The organism is Parabacteroides sp. Marseille-P3160, from assembly GCF_900162725.1.
Classification (GTDB): Bacteria; Bacteroidota; Bacteroidia; order Bacteroidales; family Tannerellaceae; genus Marseille-P3160.
On sequence record NZ_LT799418.1, the window covers coordinates 953,893 to 977,692 of the forward strand.

14 protein-coding genes are annotated in these 23,800 nt (G+C 41.2%); 11 read left to right on the plus strand and 3 right to left on the minus strand.

The annotated features are described in order from the left end of the window. The first annotated feature begins 14 nt into the window (after positions 1-14). The 11 genes from BQ8014_RS03860 to BQ8014_RS03910 all read left to right on the plus strand — a co-directional run bounded on the left by BQ8014_RS03860 (position 15) and on the right by BQ8014_RS03910 (position 20,512). The gene (locus BQ8014_RS03860; RefSeq protein ID WP_080903208.1) at positions 15-3,116 is read left to right on the plus strand and encodes a SusC/RagA family TonB-linked outer membrane protein; all 3,102 of its coding nucleotides are present in this window, start codon (positions 15-17) and stop codon (positions 3,114-3,116) included. A 12-nt stretch (positions 3,117-3,128) separates the two neighbouring features. Next, a complete protein-coding gene (locus tag BQ8014_RS03865; protein WP_080903209.1) occupies positions 3,129-5,144 on the plus strand; it encodes a RagB/SusD family nutrient uptake outer membrane protein in 2,016 nt (671 codons plus the stop codon). A gap of 18 nt (positions 5,145-5,162) precedes the next feature. Further along, entirely contained in the window at positions 5,163-6,155 is a 993-nt protein-coding gene (locus BQ8014_RS03870; protein ID WP_080903210.1) for a DUF4973 domain-containing protein, read from the plus strand. Between the two features lie 428 nt (positions 6,156-6,583). Further along, positions 6,584-7,294, plus strand: a complete 711-nt coding sequence (gene pyrH, locus BQ8014_RS03875) for a UMP kinase (RefSeq protein ID WP_080903211.1) — start codon at positions 6,584-6,586, stop codon at positions 7,292-7,294. A gap of 66 nt (positions 7,295-7,360) precedes the next feature. Next, positions 7,361-10,072 (plus strand): substrate-binding domain-containing protein, encoded by a 2,712-nt coding sequence (locus BQ8014_RS03880; RefSeq protein WP_080903212.1) that lies wholly within the window; start codon positions 7,361-7,363, stop codon positions 10,070-10,072. A gap of 220 nt (positions 10,073-10,292) precedes the next feature. Beyond that, positions 10,293-13,400, plus strand: coding sequence for a SusC/RagA family TonB-linked outer membrane protein (locus BQ8014_RS03885; protein ID WP_080903213.1), 3,108 nt, complete (start codon positions 10,293-10,295; stop codon positions 13,398-13,400). Positions 13,401-13,414: 14 nt separating this feature from the next. Continuing rightward, the gene (locus tag BQ8014_RS03890; RefSeq protein WP_080903214.1) at positions 13,415-15,139 is read left to right on the plus strand and encodes a RagB/SusD family nutrient uptake outer membrane protein; all 1,725 of its coding nucleotides are present in this window, start codon (positions 13,415-13,417) and stop codon (positions 15,137-15,139) included. A 76-nt stretch (positions 15,140-15,215) separates the two neighbouring features. After that, positions 15,216-16,739 carry a glycoside hydrolase family 32 protein gene (locus tag BQ8014_RS03895; RefSeq protein WP_200814339.1) on the plus strand — a complete coding sequence of 508 codons (1,524 nt, stop codon included), beginning with the start codon at positions 15,216-15,218 and terminating at the stop codon, positions 16,737-16,739. Positions 16,740-16,760: 21 nt separating this feature from the next. After that, a complete protein-coding gene (locus tag BQ8014_RS03900) occupies positions 16,761-17,621 on the plus strand; it encodes a carbohydrate kinase family protein (RefSeq protein ID WP_080903215.1) in 861 nt (286 codons plus the stop codon). Between the two features lie 93 nt (positions 17,622-17,714). Next, entirely contained in the window at positions 17,715-19,358 is a 1,644-nt protein-coding gene (locus BQ8014_RS03905; RefSeq protein ID WP_080903216.1) for a glycoside hydrolase family 32 protein, read from the plus strand. Then, positions 19,358-20,512: an MFS transporter gene (locus BQ8014_RS03910; RefSeq protein ID WP_080903217.1), complete on the plus strand. Its 1,155-nt coding sequence runs from the start codon at positions 19,358-19,360 to the stop codon at positions 20,510-20,512. The genes BQ8014_RS03905 and BQ8014_RS03910 overlap by 1 nt, the downstream gene beginning before the upstream one ends. An 11-nt stretch (positions 20,513-20,523) precedes the next feature. Here BQ8014_RS03910 and BQ8014_RS03915 read toward each other — a convergent pair whose 3' ends face one another. The 3 genes from BQ8014_RS03915 to BQ8014_RS03925 all read right to left on the minus strand — a co-directional run bounded on the left by BQ8014_RS03915 (position 20,524) and on the right by BQ8014_RS03925 (position 23,716). Continuing rightward, on the minus strand, positions 20,524-21,246 hold the full coding sequence (locus BQ8014_RS03915; protein WP_080903218.1) for a murein L,D-transpeptidase catalytic domain family protein: 723 nt from the start codon (positions 21,244-21,246) through the stop codon (positions 20,524-20,526). A gap of 175 nt (positions 21,247-21,421) precedes the next feature. Then, positions 21,422-22,468 (minus strand): linear amide C-N hydrolase, encoded by a 1,047-nt coding sequence (locus BQ8014_RS03920; RefSeq protein WP_080903219.1) that lies wholly within the window; start codon positions 22,466-22,468, stop codon positions 21,422-21,424. A gap of 237 nt (positions 22,469-22,705) precedes the next feature. Beyond that, positions 22,706-23,716, minus strand: coding sequence for a L,D-transpeptidase (locus BQ8014_RS03925; RefSeq protein WP_234998107.1), 1,011 nt, complete (start codon positions 23,714-23,716; stop codon positions 22,706-22,708). Positions 23,717-23,800 lie beyond the last annotated feature (84 nt).

Below are 23,800 nucleotides of genomic sequence, written 5' to 3' on the forward strand. Positions count from 1 at the left end.
TTAATGAAAATATCATGAGATATCTTACAATTTTCATAATCCTTTTTTCATTTGTTTTACCAAATGGATTTGCCCAAAATGGCAACGCTAGTACAGCACTTGAAGTAACAGGGATTGTTACCGATAAGAATAATGAGCCTTTGATAGGAGCTAATGTGATAGTGAAAGACATACCCGGATTAGGTGTTATAACAGATATTGAGGGGCGGTATAAAATAAAAATAGAACCATATAATAGGCTTGTTTTTAGTTATTTGGGCTTCAAATCCGAAGAAGTTCTGGTGAAAACAGAAACTGTAATAAATGTAATAATGCAAGAGGCGGAATCCAGTCTTTTAGAAGAAGTCGTTATTACAGGTACTGGAGCACAGAAAAAAATAAATCTCACAGGCGCCGTTACTGCTGTAGATGTGGGGGTGTTGAAATCTTCCCCTTCCGCCAGCATAACAAATGCATTAGCCGGTAATGTTGCGGGCGTGCTGGCTAGACAAACAAGTGGCCAGCCGGGTAATAATACTTCTGAATTCTGGATTCGCGGTATTTCTACGTTTGGAGCAAGTAATAGTGCATTAGTTTTGGTTGATGGTTTTGAACGCAATCTCGATGAAATAAATGTAGAAGATGTTGAGTCTTTTCAAGTATTGAAAGATGCGTCCGAAACAGCCATATATGGATCACGTGGTGCTAATGGGGTTGTGTTGGTTACGACAAAACACGGCAAACCGGGTAAAATAAATATTAACACGAAAATTGAAACAATTTACAACACTCTGATTAAACTCCCAAAGTATGCCGATGGATATGACTATGCCACTATGTTAAATGAGGCTCGTATTACACGTAATCAAACACCTGTATACGCAGAAGATGAACTACTTGCGATAAAATATGGTTTGGATCCGGATATATTGCCCAATGTCAATTGGCAAGACGTTATTCTTAGGGATGCAGCTATGAGCTACAGGGCAAATGTGAATATGGACGGAGGAGGAGCTAACGCACGTTATTTTGTTTCCGTCAGCTATGTGGAAGACCAAGGGATGTATAAAACAGATAAGTCTATCGAAAAAAATTATAGTACAAATGCAAGTACTCAACGCTATAATTATAGAATGAATGCCGATATGGATATCACAAAATTCACCCTCTTACGTATAGGTATATCCGGAATGTTGAAAAAGGTAAATGACTCAGGAAAAGGTACTTCTGCAATATGGAACAGCCTTACCGGACAAAATCCCGTACAGATGCCCATAACCTACTCGAACGGCTATATACCTGGTTTCAATGTCAATTCCATACGTGACAATCCATGGGTGGCAGCTACTCAAACCGGATATAAGCAAACATGGTCGAATGAAGTACAAACCAATGCAACTTTAGAGCAAAATCTCGATTTTGTAACTAAAGGTTTAAAGTTTATTGCTAAAATGGGCTTTGATACCTATAACGATAACTATATTAATAAAATAAAAGAACCTGAACGTTGGACCGCTGAACGTTATCGCGATGATAACGGGGAAATAGTTTTTAAACGGGTTAATGCGGAAGTACTGATGACGCAAACTTCTGGAGGGACTGGTGATCGTCGGGAATTTTTTGAAACGGAGTTGCATTATAATCGAGGGTTTGGAGACCATCATACCGGAACTACACTAAAATACAATCAAGATTCAAAAGTGCAGACCTATAATCTTGGATCCGACCTAAAAAATAGTATTCCATATCGTCACCAAGGTTTGGCAGGACGTTTCACGTATGATTGGAAACGCCGTTATTATGTCAACTTCAACTTTGGATATACCGGTTCAGAGAATTTCGAAAAAAATAATCGATTCGGTTTTTTCCCGGCTTATTCTTTAGCATGGAACATTTCGGAAGAACAGTTTGTCCAAAATAAATTAAACTGGTTGGAAATGCTTAAGCTTCGTTATTCGTGGGGTAGAGTTGGCAATGATGATGTAGGAACCCGTTTCCCATATATGTACACCATTAGTGAAAGTTTGACTGGTTATCAATGGGCGGATTTTGATTTTTCCCGTTCATACAGCGGAATGTCTTATAGTGCAGTGGCCTCTTCCGGTATTACTTGGGAAATAGCTACAAAACATGACGTCGGCATTGATGTTTCAATTTTCGAGGGTAAATTCAGTATAACTGCGGATTATTTTAATGAAAAACGCACGGGTATTTTCATGACTCGAGGTTCGTTGCCATGGATTGTGGGGCTCAATAGTGGAGATACACCAAAAGCTAACGTTGGAAGTGTTCTGTCTCAAGGGATGGATGGCAATTTCTCATTTAAGCAAGAAATAGGCAATTTAAATCTAACTATACGAGGAAATGCGACATATAGCAAAAATGAAATATTAGAAAAGGATGAGGGGTTCAAAGACTTTTCTTATTTATATGAAGAAGGATATAGAGTAAATCAGGCGAGAGGATTAATAGCCCTCGGTCTTTTCGAAGATTGGGATGATATTCGCAATAGCCCTGAACAAACCTCATGGGGAAGTGTTTGGCCCGGCGATATCAAATATAAGGATGTTGATGGAAACGGAGTAATTAATGATAATGACAAGGTTGCAATAGGCGCTACTACCCAACCTAATCTTATATACGGATTGGGAGCATCAGCCCAATGGGCGAATTGGGATTTTAATATTCTTTTTCAAGGTAGTGGAAAATCATCTTTTTTCCTCTCTGGCGGTATTGCTCATCCGTTTTCACGGGGACAATGGGGAAATGTATTGCAAGACGTTGTCAATAATCGATGGATTTCACGCGACATATCGGGGGACCCAACTACTGAAAATCCCAATGCAACATACCCACGATTAGAGTATGAAAATATAAACGGAAATAATCGCCAAACGTCTACATTCTGGTTACGCGATGGCTCATATTTACGTTTAAAGACGCTTGAATTAGGCTATACCGTACCCAGAAATTTTGTCAGCAAATTTAAAATCAATAAAATGAGAGTGTATTTTATAGGAACTAATATCCTTACTTTCTCAAAATTTAAATTATGGGATCCGGAAGCGGCGCAAACTGACGGGGGAGGATACCCCCTCTCTAAATCTTTGACTCTTGGATTAACCGTTAACTTATAAAAGAACAGAAAAATGAAAAAAGAATTTATTATATTAACCGTAGTCACGATTATCTCTATTCTAGTCTCTTGTAGCGATTTCTTGAATGTTGACAAGGAGATTAAAGATCGGTTGACTATTGAAGCTCTTTTTTTTAAAGAAGACTATGTAGAAGAATGGTTGGCCAATTCTTATTCTCATTTAATTGACAATAATGGGGATATCGGCATTGGAAATTGGCCATTTAGTTTTAGCGACGATATGTATCATCCCAAATACAAAAATATCAGAGAAGCAACCTACAATGAAGAAACCTATCAAGATTCTTGGGCAGAGGCATATAGGGGTATCCGACAAGCTTCCGTTTTTATAGAGAATATTCATCCCTGCGAAGAAATTACAGAGGATGAAGCAGCGGATTACAAAGCGCAAGCACGTTTTGTCCGAGCTTTTTACTATTGGAAATTATTACAAAAATACGGTCCGGTTCCTTTATTGTCGGAAGAAGGATTGGATTATACCGATAGTTATAATGCCCTATCAGTTCCTCGCAACACCTATGACGAATGTGTTGGTTACATTGTTTCAGAAATGGCTCTCGCAGCCAAAGATTTACCCTTACGAAGAGAACTATTATCCATAAGCAGACCCACCCGTGGTGCAGCTTTAAGTGTCCGGGCCAAAGTTCTGTTATATGCCGCAAGCCCTTTAATGAATGGAAATAAAGATAGTTATGCCATGCAATTAGTGGATGATAAAGGAAAAAGATTGCTTTCAGAAACGTATGATGAAGAAAAATGGGCCAGAGCCGCTGCTGCAGCAAAAGACGTAATAGATTTAAACACATATCAATTGTATGTGGCATATAAACGGGAGAGTGGAGACCTTGCTTATCCTGCAACGCTTGAACCGTACGAAGATGGCGATTTCTCTCAAAAAAAGTGGCCACAAGGGTATGCCGATATTGATCCTTTCGAATCCTACCGATCCATATTCAATGGTGAATTGAGTGCAACAGAAAATCCGGAATTAATCTTCACCCGCGGTCAAAATCAGGGAACTTCAGGGATAAATGATATGGTATTATATCAACTCCCTCTTAAAGCCGACGGATTTAATCAAACCTGCATGACGCAAAAACAATGCGACGCTTATTATATGAATGACGGAACCGATTGTTCGGGTAAAGATTTGGAAATAGGCAAGGGAGATGGTAGTCTTCGGAAAACGGGATTTGTAACGGATGCCGATATACAAGCCGGATTATACAAGCCGTTAGTAAAAGGTGTTTCACTTCAATATGCGAATCGCGAGCCTCGATTCTATGCTTCGGTTGCATACAATGGAGCTGTATGGAACTTACTAAATGCGACGTTGGTCGCAAATCAAGGACCTTATTATTGCTGGTATTACCGTGGTGGAGCAGAAGGTCAAAACAATTCCGGGAACTGGTTGCTTACCGGGATAGGTGTGAAGAAATTTGTTCGTCCAACAGATACAAACGATGATAGAAATGCAGACGGAAGCGCTTCTCATATCACTAAAAAAGCTGATCCGGCTATTCGCTATGCGGAAATATTGTTAATTTATGCAGAAGCATTGAATGAATTGACTGCAACCTATCAAATAGAGTCATGGGATGGAACCAAAACTCATTCTATCAGTCGGGATATCAATGAACTGAAAAAGAGTATTCAGCCGATACGCATACGCGCCGGAGTCCCTGATTATGCGTCTGACACTTATGACGATGTTAGTGCGTTCCGAAAGAAATTAAAGCGGGAACGTCAGGTTGAATTCATGGGTGAAGGACATCGTTATTTTGATTTGCGTCGTTGGAAAGATGCTTCAGAAGAAGAAGCGACACCGTTCTATGGCTGTAATACTTTGATGACGGAAGTTGAAAAGGAACAATTTCATATGCCTATAGAAATTACGAGTGTACGTACTTGCTTTGCAGAAAAGACTTATTTTTGGCCGATACATAGAAATGAGTTACAGGCAAATATTCGTCTGACTCAAAATCCGGGTTGGTTAATCAGTTATTAATTAATAAAAATTACACAAATGAAGAATATTATATCTTTATTGGGATTTCTTTTAACTATTCTGATCATATGCAGTTCATGTAATGATGAATGGAAAGATGAGCAGTATGTACAGTATGCTTGCTTGAAAGCGAAGGCAGATGGTACGGTAACCCAAATCAGAGTGAAATATAAAGGAGAAGACTCAACTCTCTATCAATTACCCGTTATTATTTCCGGAACAACATCTAATATTAAAGATAGAGATGTTCATATAATATTAGACTCAGATACATTGGATATATATAATAAGGAACATTATTATAATCGAACGGATTTATATTATCGGTTATTGGATAAATCATTTTATGATATTCCCAATCCAGTAGTCTATATTCCTAAGGGCAAACAATCCGGTCTTCTAGATATTCATTTTAAGTTAGCAGACTTGGATCTCGTTGATAAATGGATGCTTCCTCTCGTTATAGAAGATAATTCTTCTTATAATTATCAATCACATCCCCGCAAAGATTATAATAATGCGCTATTGTGGATAACTCCTTTTAATGATTATTCTGGAACCTATGGTGCGACTAATTTATCTGTATATACAGAGAAGAGTACTCAACCTATAGTTGTGGATACGCGTGCTACTTATGTTGTAGATGAAGAATCAATCTTTTTTTATGCCGGAGTGACAAAAGAAGAGAGGAAAGATCGTAAATATTTCAAGATTATAGCAACCTTTAATGAGGTAACGGATAGTACTGGAACAGTATCTCTTAAAGCTGCATATCCCGATATAATTAATCTAAAAGTAATAGGGCAGCCTTCTTATGAAATAGTAAACATTATGGATTCTTCCCGTCCTTCATTATTAAGAAGAACCATTACGGTCAATATGCAATATACATTTGAAGATTCGTTGGAATTGCCTGGTTATACGACCCAGTATTCAGTTAAAGGTACAATGTCGCTTCAACGCAATATAAACACATTAATAGAAGACGAAGAATTTGCAATTGAATGGTAGCTTTCTGATGGCATTCATTTTATAATAGGAATGTATAAAGATAAAACCTCATTATATTGCCTTTCTACGTTTCTTCCTGATATTTCTTGTTATAAGAGGCACAACAGTCTTTTCCCCAGCCCATCGCTCTCTCCGAGTGATGGACTGGGGAGGGTGCTTCCCCAAAATGAACAGACGGGAGATCCGAAAGAAAACCGGCCGTAATTCGATGCTCATTTTGGTTGTGTTCTATGGCTTTAAAGTTATATACAACTGAAAGTACACTATTTTTAATCTACTAACGGAATGAATGCCTGTTTCTTCAAAAAGAAGTGAGTTGCATAATGACAGTCTGCGTCGCTACCCATTTAAAAAAGAAGTAGCTTTACCACTGAATCAAAAGATAATTGTATTTTTGCAACTTATAGTATAACGTAAAATACCGGACCATGAGCCAATATAAGCGAATTCTTCTAAAGTTAAGCGGGGAGTCCCTGATGGGTGGAAAACAGTATGGAATCGATGAAAAACGGTTGAGCGAATATGCCGCACAAATCAAGGACGTTGCCGGGCTGGGCGTACAGATCGGAATCGTCATTGGGGGAGGTAATATCTTTCGTGGACTCAGCGGTACCTCCAAAGGCTTTGACCGCGTGAAAGGAGATCAGATGGGGATGTTGGCGACCGTGATAAACAGCCTGGCATTGAGTTCGGCGCTGCACTCCGTCGGGGTGAAATCCAATGTGCTGACAGCTATCCGCATGGAACCGGTCGGGGAGTTCTATAATAAATGGCGTGCGATCGAATTGCTGGAGCAAGGACATGTGGTGATCTTGTCCGCCGGCACGGGCAACCCTTTCTTTACAACGGATACCGGTTCCTCTTTACGTGGTATTGAAATCGAAGCGGATGTGATGCTGAAAGGCACACGGGTGGACGGGGTCTATACCGCCGATCCGGAAAAAGATCCGACAGCCACCAAATTCGATGAGATTACGTTTGATGAGATCTATGCGCGTGGGCTGAAAGTAATGGATTTAACTGCCACCACTATGTGTAAGGAAAATAATTTACCGGTTATTGTCTTCGATATGGATACGGTAGGTAATCTGAAGAAAGTGATGGAGGGTGAAAAGATCGGTACGCTGGTGCATAATTAAGCATTTCTTGTTGCTTTGTTAACCATCTTTTCTTCACTGCATATATATATGTTAATACGGCGACTGATGACACGGACTAAAGGAATTCTTTTTTTCTTATTTCTGCTTTTTTTCCTTTCCGGATGTTCCTCGCCCGGAAAGAAGAAATATGTCGTCGGTATTTCTCAATGTATGTTAGATGATGCTTGGCGGCAGGCTATGATCCGTGAAATGAAAATTGAAGCGACTTATTATGATGATTTGGACCTTATCATAAAAGACGCGAATAGCAATAATGATACACAAATAGAACAGATCCGTGAGTTGATCCGACAGAAAGTAGATTTAATCATTATTTCACCTTTTCAGTCCGAGCCTATTACCGCAGTAGCCGAGGAAGCTTACCGATCCGGTATCCCTACCATTATTACGGATCGTAAAGTCAATACAGATCAATATACCTCTTTCGTCGGAGCGGATAATTATGACATCGGGTATGCTGCGGGTAAGTATGCGGAACGCTATCTTTCCTCTCAGAAGGTATCTATTCTTGAAGTCTGGGGAATGATTTCTTCGTCCCCTGCCCAGGAACGTCACCAAGGTTTTATGGATGCTTTGAAGCAGGCAAAGAAAGAAGTCGTGTCTCAAAAGGTGGAAGGAGACTGGTTATATCGTGTGGCAAGGAAGAATTTAAAAGAGGTGCAGCAGGTTGAACAGTTCGATTTGGTTTTCTCTCATAATGATATGATGGCTATTGCTGCCCGGGAAGTTTTTGATTCGTTAGATACGCGGGCGTCAAAAATACCGATCCTCGGAGTAGATGCTGTACCGGGTGCCGGTCTTGAAGCTGTTGCCGATGGGCGGATAAATGCTTCTTTTATGTATCCTACGGCGGGCGATGTCGTATTACGGACAGCCATGAAAATCCTGCATGGAGAAAAAGTCCCTAAAGAAATTAAATTGTATTCTTCTGTAGTGGGGATTGATTTTGCTAAAGCCATGATACAGCAGTCCAATCAACTACTTAGTTATCAGACACGGATTGAACAGCAAAAGAAGACTTTGGATCGTTTACTGCATCGGTTTAATTTTCTTCAAAACTCCCTGTTTATTATTCTTGTTTTGATGGTTCTCCTGATTCTTCTTTCCGTGAATGTCTTTTATATCAATTGGAAAATTCGGAGAAAAAATAAAGAACTGAGAGAGAAAAACAGGAAAGAGGAAGAACAACGGCGCAAGTTAGTCTCGTTGAATGCCGAGATAGAACGAGTCACGGCACAACAATTGCAGTTCTTTACGAATGTATCGCATGAGCTACGTACCCCTTTGACTTTGATTATCGGTCCATTAGATCATTTGATCTCTGCCATGTCCGAGTCTTCCCACCTACCGGATCTGTTACTTATGCAGAAAAATGCCAACCGGCTTCTCCTCGAGATTAATCAGTTATTAGACTTTCGGAAAATTGATACCGGGCAAATGAATCTCAGAGTCCATGAGGTGAATATCGTTGCTTTCTGTCAGGAGGTGAAATCTTACTTTGAAAGCATGGCGCGGGTGCGACGGATTGAGTATGTGTTTGAAAACCGAATGGCCCTGGATACGTTCTGGATTGATACGGACTTAATAGAAAAAGTTCTGGTTAATCTTCTTTCCAACGCCTTTAAATATACTGCTGAAGGGGGATGGATTCGTCTTCGGCTGGAGGAGACAACGGATCAAATACAAATCCTAGTAGAAGATGATGGGACCGGGATTCCCCCGGAGGCCCTACCTTATTTGTTTGATTACTTTTTTACCGAGAAAAACAGAGCGGGCTCCGGTATCGGATTACATTTGGTCAAAGAATTCGTAGAGCTTCACCACGGAACAGTCTCGGTCGAAAGCGAGTTGGGGAAAGGGACGACCTTTACGGTTTCTTTACAAAAAGGACATGCGCATTTTCCGGACGAAGTTCTCTCGAAACAAATGGAGACTTCGCTTTCGTATGTACCGTCCCAATTGGATGACTCGACCGAGAAAGCTTTACTTGGGCAGCAGTATGACGAAACAATTCTGTTAGTGGAGGATGATGACGAAGTACGCACCTATTTACAAAAAGAGTTACAGGAGAACTTCCATGTCCTGACTGCTTTGAATGGAAAAGAGGCGCTTGAATTGCTGGATGAAAAAGAAGTTTCATTGATCCTGAGTGATGTCATGATGCCGCAGATGAATGGATTTGAGTTATGCCGGCAGATTAAAACGAATGTTTCTTTTAGTCATCTGCCGGTTATTCTGCTGACTGCGCTATCCGACGAACGGCAACAGCATTTCGGACTTTCGGGCGGGGCGGAAGAATATATTCAGAAACCGTTTTATCCGGCTTTGTTAAAGTTGAAAATCATCCGCTTACTCGAAGAGCGAAAACGTCTGCGTGCGCATTTGTTGCAAGAGCTCCATCAGGGTAATCTGTTGTTGACCGTACCGGAGAAAGCCGGTGGCCCGGAGAATTTGTTCCTCCATAAATTTATTAGACAGATTGAAGAGATTTATACCGATCCTGATTATAATATAGAGAAGTTGAGTGATACATTGGGGCTTTCTCGAGGCCATTTGTACCGTAAGATCAAAGAATTGACCGGAACTACACCTGTCGATTTTCTCCGTAATTACCGTCTTGGAAAAGCGGCGCAACTGATTCGTCAACATACTTACTCCATCAGTGAAATTGCTTATATGACCGGTTTTTCTTCACCTGCATATTTCTCTAAATGTTTTAAGATAGTATATGGCATAACTCCGACTGAATTTCAATAAACGGAGTTTCTTTTAGAAAGCTCTTCATAACCCTTTTACTTAAGATGAGATTTTTCTCTTTTGTATTTATGTTTTGCACAAATGTAGCATTGCTTGTGCTTTTGTCATATTTTAGTTTCAATACAACGGATTTGATAGTGATTGGTTGATTTGTTATCATATGAGATGCGGGAAGGTGATATCTTTGCTTCTCATTGTTAAACATTTTAAATTTATTTACATGAAACTATCACAATTTGTTAAATGTGTTGTATGGATCATTTTTCTATCCATAACACAAATAGTCTCGGCGCAACCATTGTCTGTGCGTGGAAAAGTAATTTCGGAGACAGACGGTCAAGCTGTTATCGGAGCTTCGGTTGTAGTGAAAGGGACTACCAACGGAACTCTGACCGATCTTGACGGAGAGTTTTCACTCTCTGTCCCAAAGGGAGCAACGATTCAGATTACATGCATAGGTTTCGCGATGCAGGTTTTTACGGCAGAAAGCACATCTCCTGTCACGATTGTCCTAGAGGAAAATGTACAGAAACTGAGCGACGTCATTGTCACAGGTTATGCCACGCAGCGAAAGGCCGATTTGACCGGCTCGGTTGCCGTTGTAAAGATGGATGATATTAAAGATATTAATAACAGTAATGCGATTCAATCGTTGCAAGGCCGTATACCGGGAATTCATGTTAAAAACACCGGACAGCCGAATGGAGATGTAGATATTAAAATTCGTGGAGTCTCTACTTTAGGAAGCAGCAAACCATTGTATATTATTGACGGTATTCCGAGCACACGATCGATGAATGAGATCGCGACTTCGGATATCGAGTCGATTCAGGTATTGAAGGATGCATCCGCAGCCAGTATTTACGGTTCCCGCGCAGCCAATGGAGTGATTATCATTACAACGAAAAAGGGGAAAGACGGAGGGACGCAGGTTGAGTTTCGTACTTCCCTGACTGCGCAGCAATGGCAGCGTTCTTTAGATTTGTTGAATACTCGGGAATTAGGACAGGTGCAATGGCAAGCGGCTATCAATGACGGGGTTGATCCCAACTATGGAAATTTCACCTATCAATGGCATAGAGATGCGAATAATCATGCTGTGTTGGATGAGATCCTGATACCTGAATATCTTGCGGTAGGAGGGGTGAATACGATGAAGACATCAGATACCGATTGGGTGAAAGAAATCAGTCGTACCGGTTTTACGCAAAATTACAATGTGACGGTTACGAATGGAAATAATAAAGGACACTCGCTTTTTTCCGTTGATTATTATGATAATAATGGAACAGTCCGGGGAACTTACTTTAATCGCCTTACTGCTCGTCTGAACAGTGATTATAGATTATTCAACGACAAGGTGACAATCGGAGAAAACCTTTCGATCACTAAAACGCGTAATTCGACGATCAATGCATCAGATCTACAAGACAATGCCCGGACTATACAACCTTTAGTCCCGGTTCATTCTTTGGACGGTGGTTGGGGAGGACCTTCCAGCAATATGTCTGACCGCCAGAATCCGGTACGATTGATTAAGGACAATGAAGACAATCATACGGATGTAATCCGTCTGTTTGGAGATATCAATTTGGATATTGAATTTGCAAAAAATCTACATTTCCGTTCTAAATTAGGTATTGATTATACCGGTTATTGGAATCGCCAGATGGAGAAAACATACGAATCCGGCTATCTGTCCGAAAAGACGGCAAGGTTAAATACTTTCTCAAATAAGGGTGGAAACTGGATAGTAAGTAATACCTTAAACTATAAATTCGATTTGAGTAAACATCATTTTGATTTATTGGGCGGTCAGGAAATATTGAAATATAGTTTTGAGGAAATGTCTGCCGGGCGTGACGGCTTCTTACTGGAATCAGCCGATTATATGTATCTGGATGCGGGCGAATCCAACTTCAGAAACACTGGTTCGGGGACCTCTTATGCGTTGGCTTCTTTCTTTGGGAAGATGAATTATAATTACGATAACAAATATCTGGCGTCAATCACTGTTCGTCGGGATGGATCCTCCCGATTTGGAACAAATCACCGTTGGGGGACGTTCCCTGCCTTTTCGTTGGGCTGGCGTCTGAGCGAAGAATCTTTCTTCGGGAAAGCGAAAGGGATTGTTTCCGATCTGAAATTACGTTACGGATGGGGACAGACCGGTAACCAGGAGATTGATAACTATGCAGCTTATGGCCTGTATAAAGCTCTTTATTATACGGATGCGACCTGGGGACGCGACAATGGAACGGCGTATGATATCACAGGAGCCGGCCAGGGAACACTCTCTTCCGGTTTCATTCGTACCCAACGCAGTAATCCGGACTTAAAATGGGAAGCGACTACACAACATAATGCCGGTGTCGATTTCGGCTTTTTAGATCAAAAGTTTACCGGATCATTCGATTATTTCTTTAAGAAAACGGATGATATCCTGATTAAACCTCCATATATCGCTACAATTGGCTACGGAGGCGATCGCTATGTAAATGGGGCAAGTATGGAAAACTCAGGCATTGAATTCTTATTGACTTATGCACAAAAAGTCGGGGAGGTTGATTTAATGATCACCGGAAATATTGCGAGTTATAAGAATAAAATAACGAAACTTCCTGAGGATGTGATCAATTCTTATCCGGGTAATGGAAATGATCAGACTATTTTGGGACGTCCGCTGAATTCCCTGTTCGGCTATGTAGCGGATGGACTCTTTCAGACGCAGGAGGAAGTGGATGCGCATGTGACACAGCCGGGTAAGGGATTAGGCCGTATTCGTTATAAAAATATCAATGGGGATGAAAAAATCTCGGATGAAGACCGTACCTGGTTAGGGGTGACCGATCCTGATTTCCTGTATGGATTGAATGTGACGGCAAGTTATCGTCAGTTTGATTTCTCCATGTTCTGGCATGGACAGCAAGGAGCAAAAGCCTATAATAATTTGAAAGGCTTTACGGATTTCTTCGGATTCTTCGGACAACAAAACTATGGAAAAAGAACCTTGGACGGTTGGACTCCGACTAATACAAAGACTTCGATTCCTGCACTGTCAAGTAGTGATGTGAATAATGAGAATCGTATCTCCAGCTATTTTGTGGAAGACGCTTCTTTCCTTAAATTGAGTAATCTGGAGATTGGCTACCGAATACCGGAGAGCGTATTGAAATTAATCAGAATACAACAGGCCCGCGTTTATCTTTCCGGCCAGAACCTACTTACAATTAAGAAAAAGTCTTTTTCCGGGAAAGATCCCGAGACTCCTAATTTGGCATATCCCGTGCCCCGTGCCTTCACTTTCGGTTTAAATATTTCATTTTAATTTTAGATATAATCATGAAAAATATTTTTAAATACATAGCGATATCAGCAATATTATTGCTCCCGTTAAATGCTTGTGATTCCTTTTTAGAAGAATCTCCGCAAGGAGTCGGCGACTCGGAAGCCTTGAATACTCCTGAAAGTATTGAGAAAATGGTGATTGCGGCTTATTCTTGCCTTGGCAACGATAATTATCAAGATGGCATAAAGGCTTTATGGCCTTATGGTGACCTGCGGAGTGGCGATTCTTATAAGGGTGGGGCAGGACCCGGTGATGCGAATTATTTCAATATTATTGAAACATTCGTTTATATGCAGGAAGATCTGAGCTATCTGGATACCAAGTGGTATGCGGAGTATATTGCCATTGCCCGTTGTAATGATGCTTTAGGTCGTATTAACGCTATTTCGGAAACTGATTATCCGAAGAAAATAACCCGCGAGTCGGAAATGCGTTTCCTTCGTGCCCATTTCTATTTCGGATTGAAAATACTTTTCAAACATGTTCCCTATATTGATGAAACGGATGAAACCGCCAATTATATCAATATATCAAATGTAGAATACACTGATAAGCAGCTTTGGGATATTATTATTAATGAATTTCGTTATGCGGCTGAACATTTGCCGAATGACAATGAGGATATTGGGCGTGCAAATAAATGGATGGCCAAAGCTTATTTAGCCAAGGCTTTGATGTATGCTGCCTATGAACAGGATGAAAAGAATAATGTAACAACGATTGATAAAACGAAGCTGACAGAAGCGGTGAATTTATGTGATGAATTATCCGCACATTACTCGCTTGCGGCGGACTTTGCCAACAATTTCCTCTGTGAAACGGAAAATGGACCTGAATCGATCTTTGCTGTTCAGCATTCATTAAATGATGGAACACTTCGTGGGCGTTTGGATTGGGGGGCGATGTTAAACTATCCGATGAATCCGGAATATGGTTGCTGCGGCTTCCATTCTCCGTCACAGAATATGGTCAATGCCTTCCGGACAGATGAAAACGGACTACCCTTGTTCGACTCTTTTAATAATAAGGATTTGTTGAATTCGGATGATCTGCTGGCCAATAACATAGACCCCCGGCTAAATCATACTGTTGCTATTCCCGGTGTACCGTACAAATACGATCCGGAGTTTATCTATGAAAGTACGTGGGCACGTGATGCTTCCACTTACGGTAGTTTCCTGTCTATGAAAGAAACGGTTCTTCCGGATTGTCCTTGCTTTGCAACAGCCGCTCCGTTTATGTCCAGTTCAAAAAACCGGGATATAATCCGTTATGACGATGTCATGCTATGGAAAGCAGAGGCGCTGATCGAATTAGGGCGGCCGGATGAAGCCTTGCCCTTGATCAATGCAATTCGTGTACGTGCGGCTAATAGTACAGCCCGATTAGTTGATGTACAAGGAGATAAAACAGGGAAATTTATTGTGTCACCCTATAATCCGGGGATTAATTGTCCGGAATGGACACAATCTTTTGCACGAAAGGCTTTGCGCTGGGAGCGTAGGTTGGAGTTTTCGCAAGAGGGTTTTCACTTCTTCGACTTAGTTCGTTGGGGCATCGCGGACGAGTTTGTAAATTCGTATCTTGCTGTCGAAAAAGGACGCCGAAGCTATTTGAAAGAAGCCAGGTTCACAAAAAACAGAGATGAATATTTTCCGATCCCGAAAAATCAGATTAATTTTAGTAAAAAATTATATCAACAAAATTATGGATGGTAATATTAAAAACGGCAATATTCGTATGAAAATCAATTTTATTTATATTTTTTCCTTTTTTATCCTATTTGTATCTTGTATGGAGAAGAAAACAAAAGATCAAGCAGCAGACAAGGTGGTTTTGTATCATGAGAAATATCGTCCGCAGGTTCATTTCTCTCCTCCGGAACATTGGATGAATGATCCTAACGGAATGGTTTATTATGAAGGAGAATATCATCTTTTTTATCAACATTATCCGGAATCCTCTGTCTGGGGACCTATGCATTGGGGGCATGCCGTAAGTAAGGATTTGATCCACTGGGAGAACCTGCCTATCGCATTGTATCCGGATAGCTTGGGATATATCTTCTCCGGTAGTGCGGTTGTTGATTGGAAAAACACTTCCGGTTTCGGATCATCGGAAAATCCACCGTTGCTTGCTTTCTTTACCTACCATAATCCGGATATTGAACAGGCAAAAAAGATCGAAATCGAATCGCAAGCTGTTGCATATAGTTTGGATAAAGGGCGTACCTGGACTAAATATGAGAAGAATCCGGTCATTAAGAATCCGGGTATTCGTGATTTTCGCGATCCTAAAGTTTTCTGGCATGAAGAAAGCCAACGCTGGATTGTTGCTTTAGCTTCAGGACAGGTTATTCGCTTCTATAGTTCTCCGGATGCACTTAATTGGACCTACCTTAGTGAGTTTGGCGAAGGTTATGGTTGCCATGACGGAGTATGGGAATGTCCGGACCTGTTTTCTCTGAAAGTAAAAGGAACGGCTGAAACGAAATGGGTATTGATCGTTAATATCAATCCCGGCGGCCCGTCAGGCGGTTCAGCCACGCAATATTTTGTTGGGGACTTTGATGGAAAGAAATTTACAAGTACCCAGCATCAGCCGCTTTGGATGGATCACGGACGTGATAATTATGCCGGCGTCACCTGGTCTGATGCACCTGATGATCGTCGTATCTTAATTGGTTGGATGAATAATTGGCAGTATGCCGGAGATAAACCCTGTGTGACCTGGAGTGGAGCGGCAACCTTTCCCCGTGAGTTAGGTTTAGTGAAAGATCGATCTCTCTATCTGTTGACCTCCGATCCGGTAAGGGAAATACAAACCATTCGTGGAGAATCGGTAGAACTTAAAAAAGGAACGGTTGATCAATTGGCAGTCCTATCCGATCAATTTGCTTTTTCGAAGGCGCCGATTGAATTGGCACTGACTTTCAATCAGGCGGAAAATACGAGGATTACGTTTCCTTCCAACTACGGCATACGCTTGAAAAATGCTAAAGGCGAATATATTACGATCGGATATAACAATCTGGATAAGTTCTTTTATGTTGATCGGACCCATGCAACCGGGATCGTTTTCTCCGATAAATTCGCGGGGATTCAAGTTGTTCCGTATATAGTCACTACGCCGGAAATCGAATGGCGTTTTATCATTGATGTTTCATCCGTCGAATTCTTTACCGCGGGTGGACGCATTGTGATTACAAATGTGTTCTATCCTTCCGATCCATTTGATATTATTGAGTTGTTCACAGAGAATGGAAAGATTGACTATACGCAGGGAACTATTACAGAACTGCACAGCATCTGGAAATAAAATTTAATAAAAATCGATAGAATGAAAACAAAAAAGCAGATCGTCGTTGGACTGGGAGAATTGCTTTGGGATGTATTCCCGACAGGAAAAAGAGCCGGAGGAGCTCCCGTTAACTTTGTCTATCATGCGACACAATTAGGATCTGAAGGGTATGCAATCAGTGCCATTGGAAATGATGTGCTCGGTGCTGAGATTATTCAGGAGTTAAAAAAGAATCGCATCAACTATGTCATCGAAACGGTGGAGTATCCGACCGGTAGTGTGATTGTAGAATTAAACCATGGAAGCCCTACTTATACGATCGTTGAAGATGTAGCCTGGGATCACATCCCGCTTACGACGGAAGCGATCGAATTGGTCAGGCGGGCTGATGCCGTCAGCTTCGGTACCTTGGCACTGCGTTCGGAAGAGACGCGGAATACACTATTCTCTCTGCTCTCTTATGTTTCGCCGGACGCCCTTCGCTTCTTTGATATCAATATTCGTCAGTCCTATTATTCCAAAGAACTGATCGAATCATTGCTTGAAAAAGCCAATGTGTTTAAGATTAATGATGAAGAGCTGGTTTTGTTGCGTGAACTATTTGCATTGAAAGGAGATGACGATACGGTGTGCCGGCTACTTATCGATAAATACGCATTACATTACCTGATTCTGACCGCAGGAAGTGTATGTAGTACCATCTATACCGGCAATGAGAAGTCTGTCATAGCCACCCCTAAGGTAAAAGTCGCCGATACGGTCGGTGCGGGCGATTCTTTCTCCGGCGCCTTCGTCTATGCAATCCTGTCAGGGCAAAGCTTGGCGGAAGCGCACCGGTTGGCCGTTGATACCGCTGCTTTTGTTTGCACCCGGGATGGAGCATGGCCGGCATATAAATAGAATGTACTTGTTTTAGCGATTGGACAATCCGATAAAAAGCATTGTCCAATCGTGTGATACGATCTTTATTATGTATAACCTAAATTTGAAATCATGAACTGCAACCGAATTTATTCAGTTTTCCTGTTCTTTTTTATATGCTTTACTTTTAATGCGAAAGAAGTGTCTGTCAAAGTTTCAAAAAGATACCTCAATTTGCCTATATCCCAGCGTGTAGACCGGGCAACGATGGATATTAAGGTCGACGGAAAGAGCGAACGATCTTTTGCCATCAGGTTGGCTCCGGATACGGCAGACTATTGGGTCTTTTGTGATCTTTCCCAATGGATTGGAAAGACGATACAGATTAACTATGAGGGTGATAACGCCGGGATGGGCAAGATCTACCAAAGCGATGAAATTGCCGATGGCAAGAATTTATACAAAGAGGCAAATAGACCCCAGTTTCATTTTACTACTCGCCGGGGCTGGATAAATGATCCGAACGGATTGATTTATTATGAAGGAGAATACCATCTGTTTTACCAACATAATCCCTATGAACGGGAATGGGGCAATATGCATTGGGGACATGCGGTGAGTAAGGATCTTATTTTCTGGAAAGAATTACCCATTGCTTTATATCCTGATTCTTTGGGAACGATGTTCTCCGGTTCTACTGTGATCGATTATGGGAATACGTCCGGGTTTGGCACAAAAAACGAGCCGGCAATGGTCGCTGCATATACAGCAGACGGAAATCGTAGGCAGACTCAATGCATCGCATATAGTACGGATCATGGAAGATCATGGAGTAAATATCCAGGTAATCCGGTAATCGATTCAAAAGAAAAATGGAATAGTACGGATACACGCGATCCGAAGGTATTCTGGTATGATAAAGGGAAGCATTGGGTACTGGTTCTAAATGAACGCGACGGGCATTCGATCTATACTTCCGCGAACCTGAAGGATTGGACATATGAAAGTCATACGACCGGATTTTGGGAATGTCCGGAACTGTTCGAATTACCGGTCGACGGAGATACCACAAAAACAAAATGGGTAATGTACGGCGCTTCGGGAACCTATATGATCGGTTCCTTTGACGGGAAGAAATTTACGCCGGAAACCGGGAAATTCTATTATACCAGCGGTTCTATCTATGCGGCGCAAACATTTACGAATATTCCTGCTTCGGATGGCAGACGCATACAGATCGGTTGGGGACGGATTGGACAAAAAGGAATGCCGTTTAATAATATGATGCTTCTTCCTACAGAGTTGAGCTTGCGAACGACGACTAATGGAATACGATTATACAGTACTCCTGTAAAAGAATGTGACCTTTTGAACGAGACGGCGATCCGCCAGGAGGGACCATTCAGTGCCGAACAGGCCGGGGAGTTAATGAAACCCTATGAGCATTCCGATTATTTACGCATACGGACAACGATTAAATTATCCCACGCAACCAGTGCCGGTTTAAACTTATCAGGGCAATCATTAATAAATTATGATCTGAATTTTAATCTGGTGAACGGAGTGTTTTATTCTCCGGATGATATAACGAGTACGGAGATTACGGCTGATATTTTCATAGACAAGACATCTGTTGAAGTTTTTATTGATGGAGGAGCCTATTCCTATTCAATGGAGCGTAAGCCGGATCCGGGGAATAAGGAAGGATTCCATTTCTGGGGAAATAATATTCAAGTAAAAAGCTTAGATGTCTATCAATTAAAATCAATCTGGTAATGAAAAATAGGAGTTTGTATTTAAAGATGGTCCCGATCATGTTGTCTTTTTTCGTGATGGGCTTTGTGGATCTGGTCGGAATTGCGACTAATTTTGTGAAAGAAGACTTCGGGTTGAGTGATTCCGTTGCGAATCTGTTTCCGTCGATGGTATTCTTATGGTTTCTGATACTATCCGTACCGACCGGGATCCTTATGAACCGGATCGGGCGAAAAAAGACGGTGTTGTTGAGTTTGTTCGTCACGATTTTGGCCGTGCTCGTTCCGATAATAGGTTATACCTTGCCGCTGATGTTGGTTTCTTTTTCATTGTTAGGCATAGGGAACACATTACTGCAGGTTTCTTTGAATCCGCTTCTTTCCACTTTGGTCAGTGGCGAAAAACTATCGAGTTCATTGACTTTCGGTCAATTTGTGAAGGCGATAGCCTCGTTTATCGCACCTATTATTGCCGGTTCGGCAGCGGTAAACCTTGGTGATTGGAAGTATTTATATCCTATTTTTCTATTCGTTTCCATCATTGCTTTGGTTTTCCTTCGTCTGACTCCTATCGAAGAACAGCAGGACGAAGAAAAGAAGAGCTCTACTTTTGGCGATTGTTTTGCCTTGTTGAAAGATAAAGTGATATTACTCTCTTTTCTGGGAATTCTTTGCCATGTGGGCATCGATGTCGGTGTAAATACGACAGCGCCCAAACTGTTGATCGAACGCGACGGCATTAGTTTGGCCGATGCGACTATTGCCACCAGCATCTATTTCCTGTTTCGTACGATTGGTTGCCTTGCCGGGGCGGTGGTTTTATCGAGGTTTTCAAATAAGAAATTCTTCCTGATCAGTACAGTGCTGATGATTCTTTCGGCCATCGGTCTTTTGATCTTCGATTCCGTGGTGCTACTCTATGTCTGTATTGCTTTTGTCGGTTTAGGCAATTCGAATATTTTCCCGATTTTACTATCACAAGCATTGCTGCATCTTCCCGGGTGGAAAAATGAGGTATCCGGATTGATGATGATGGGAATTGTCGGCGGAGCTGTTTTCCCTCCATTGATGGGCATCGCTTCGGATCTCTTAGGCACGCAGTTAGGTGCGGTGTTGGTAATGAGTCTCTGCGTTTTGTATCTTTTCCTGTTGACTTTCAGGTTGAAGACGAACTAAGATCGTCCTATTTAGATTCGTCGGCGGGCTTCTTTTTCCTGCCTGCCGTCGAACGCAATGGGAGGGTCTGATAAAATACGGCTATGTTGCAGGTAGTCCTCGTTGTCAGCGTAAATATAAAGAAGGCTTCCGCCTTTGATCGTATTGATGATGGATTTGGAGACCGCTTCCGGTAAGGCAGGGCATCCCTGGCTTCGTCCCAGGCGTCCGTTGGAGAGAAATGAAGGATTGCAATAGGGAGCGGCGTGCATGACGATCGCCCGCTCTTTCGCCCGGTTATTGATTCCTTTTTCGAGTCCGTTCAGTACAAGTGAATACCCGTTTTTCCCCTGATAGGTGCTCTCCGTTAAATAAAAACCTAATGAACTTTTATAGGAACCGTTTTCATTTGAGAAAGAAGTCGCATAATTTTCCCCGCTATTCCTGCCATGGGATACGAGCGAAGCGTATAGTAGCTTCTTCTGTTTCATATCGATTACATAGAGGCGTTTCTCCGTCGAAGGTTTGGAATAATCAATAAGGGTGATAATGTCTTTATTTTTCTCATCAATTTTATTGTAACCGATAATGGCTTGTTCGAAAGCGGCGTAATTAATTATATTATCCAACCTCATCTCGTAATAAAGTTTCCGGCATTCCGACAGGGGAGATTGAAAGCTCGCCTTTTCATCTTTCACGAACGAGTTTCCCACCGGAAGAAAGAACAGTAAGATGTATAGAATGACTTTCTGCATAGTAATGGGATATGCTTGCAAATATAGAATATTTTTGTTGAAATAAAAGTTAAGTATTCAGGGAACTTCTAAAAATCCGTTATTCTGTATCAGGCTCAATCGATGAAATGCTCGTTTACTATACAGTAAATAAGGTGGGGGAAGTATTTCCTCACCTTTATTTTTTATTAAATATTTAGAGACCAAGAAATTTGAATGGTTTTGATTCTTTAAAAAAACCATTAGCCTTTCCGTTATAAGTGGCAAAATTACTCAGGTCTAATTTCATCACTTTTCCGTTTGAACTCAGATCAAAGTCCTTCAAGTCTACCCAAAATACATTTGGAGTCAAAGCTGCTTCATAATAATAAGTTAAATGTTTTTGATCTGAAACTGAGCGCCAACGCGTAGACGAGATGTTTGGTTCCTCTTCCGAGGATATTCCGAATGGAACAGAACAATTCCTGATAACACTAAATGTACTGGCAATAGCTGTCCGTATATCCGAAGTTTGAGGTATTGCATTTATATAATAAGAAGCCCTGACAAATCTGTCAGCCGCCCTGTTTGTTCCCGGAAGCATAATTGTTCCGGGTATTCCCTGCCAATATTCATTAAGAGCCAATTGCTCGTTAAATACAGGGGAATTAGTCATTACAGTGTACGAGGGGTCATGATGAATAATCAGTTTTCCATTTATATATTCAAAAATTGCATTATCTCCGTTTGCATCCGAAATTGACAAATGGAGAGTAGTGAATTTTTCAGTTCCGGGTATGTAATCACTGACCACAACAAAAGGTTCGTCCTTCATATAGTTGACAGTCTCTTTTACTGTCGCGAAATTATCTAATATATATTGGGCCCATAAAGATATGGATAGTCCCTTTTCCTGTCCATCCGGGTTAAATGTCGGATATTTAGATTCGACTAACCATAGGATATTTGCAACCAGCCCTTTTTCGTTCATACCGTCTGCTGTGGCAATGTCCCAGGCTGTAGTAATAATGCTTCCATATTTAGAAGTCCATTCAATAGATTTAGAACCGACTTCACCGCTGCGTTGCATGCCTTTGGGGAATGCCCATAAGTTGGCATTTATTTCCTCTTTCCAGTCCATAGAACGAGCAGTGATAACTATATTCTCAGGCCCTTTATATACAACTCGCGTACAAGCGTTATTGTAAGTTGTCGAGCTTAACAAAAAAACCAGTAGTAATAAACATAATTTAGGTGCTCTCATAATAAATTTTTTTAGAATATAATCTTATTATCCTAACAGCCTGCAAAGACCTTTTGTTTTATCTGTCTAACTAAAGGAAAGTGTTTTTATTCTTTAAAATGGTAAAAATAGAAAGGCCGGAACAAATAACGAAATCGTTTTTAATAAAATTATTTTGGAAATTTAAACAGGTTTTCGTTAGAGAATAAAATTTGTATTTTATTTATTTATAGATACTTACCAGAAATACGTAACCCTTCAATCAAAAACAAAAACCATCGTTTCTTCCGCAGGAGCCCAATCGTAGATAAATTGAGCGTGGGACGTTGCGTTTCTCACACACATGTGGGAGCGGGGAGTCGTGCCAAGGGACGGGCTAAACTCGATCAGGGCGGTATGGGGCGCATTCACGGGGACTCCGTGTATATAACCACCATTGGTAAAACGGCTTGCATAAGGAGCGAAACCTCCGGTCTCCTGCCCTCCGTCTACCAGGTAGACCATCTTGGATTTCTTTTCCTGAATCATAAACATGCCGAGAGGCGTTTCCTGCATATAAGGAGGCTTATGCATTCCCGTCGTAGCCGGGTTCATACTTCGGACAAGCCATTTTGAATCAACCTTTTCAAGAGTCGTAATGTTTTGATTGGTTACATCAACAAAGATTGCCTTATTGAATACGACGGTATCATGAATTACCTTGATATATTTTTGTGGAACTTTCCATTCCCCGTCAAAGTCAATAGTGGTTACATGAATGAAACTGCCCTCACTTTTGATGTATTTTACCAGCATGCCGTCTCTCCCATACCGTTCGGCTTTATTAGAATCATTGGGAAGAAACAGGGGAACCGATTGATATCGTTCTACTCCTAAGGTATCGGAGATGCGTTTATACTCGTTCCTATGGAAGTTTTTGACAAGGGGCGCTTCTCCGTTTTTGTTTTTATAATTTTGCAGGATGCCCCATGAGGCGGACAGATTGCGGATTGAATCCATCAAAGCCAAACGCTCACGTATCTTATCCCATTGGAAGACACGGGTCGTGTCTTTATAAGGATAACTGTCGTCCAAGGTATGCTTATCATAAAGCAAAACTTTTTCTATTTCTATCTTCTGAGGATCGATGGACTCCGTCGAATCTTCACTTGCATAGGTTAGAGAATCAGTTATTTCTTGTTCGGGAACAGGCTTTGTCTCAGGTTCCGACGTACAACTATTGAAGATGAAGGAAAGGATAATCAGAAGGAAACAGATTTTATTCATTATCCGGACATTTCTTTTGTATGAACGGATTTTTCCTTGGAGGTAGTAAGCCATAAAGAAGACTGTGCTTTTATTGTTAATACTGAA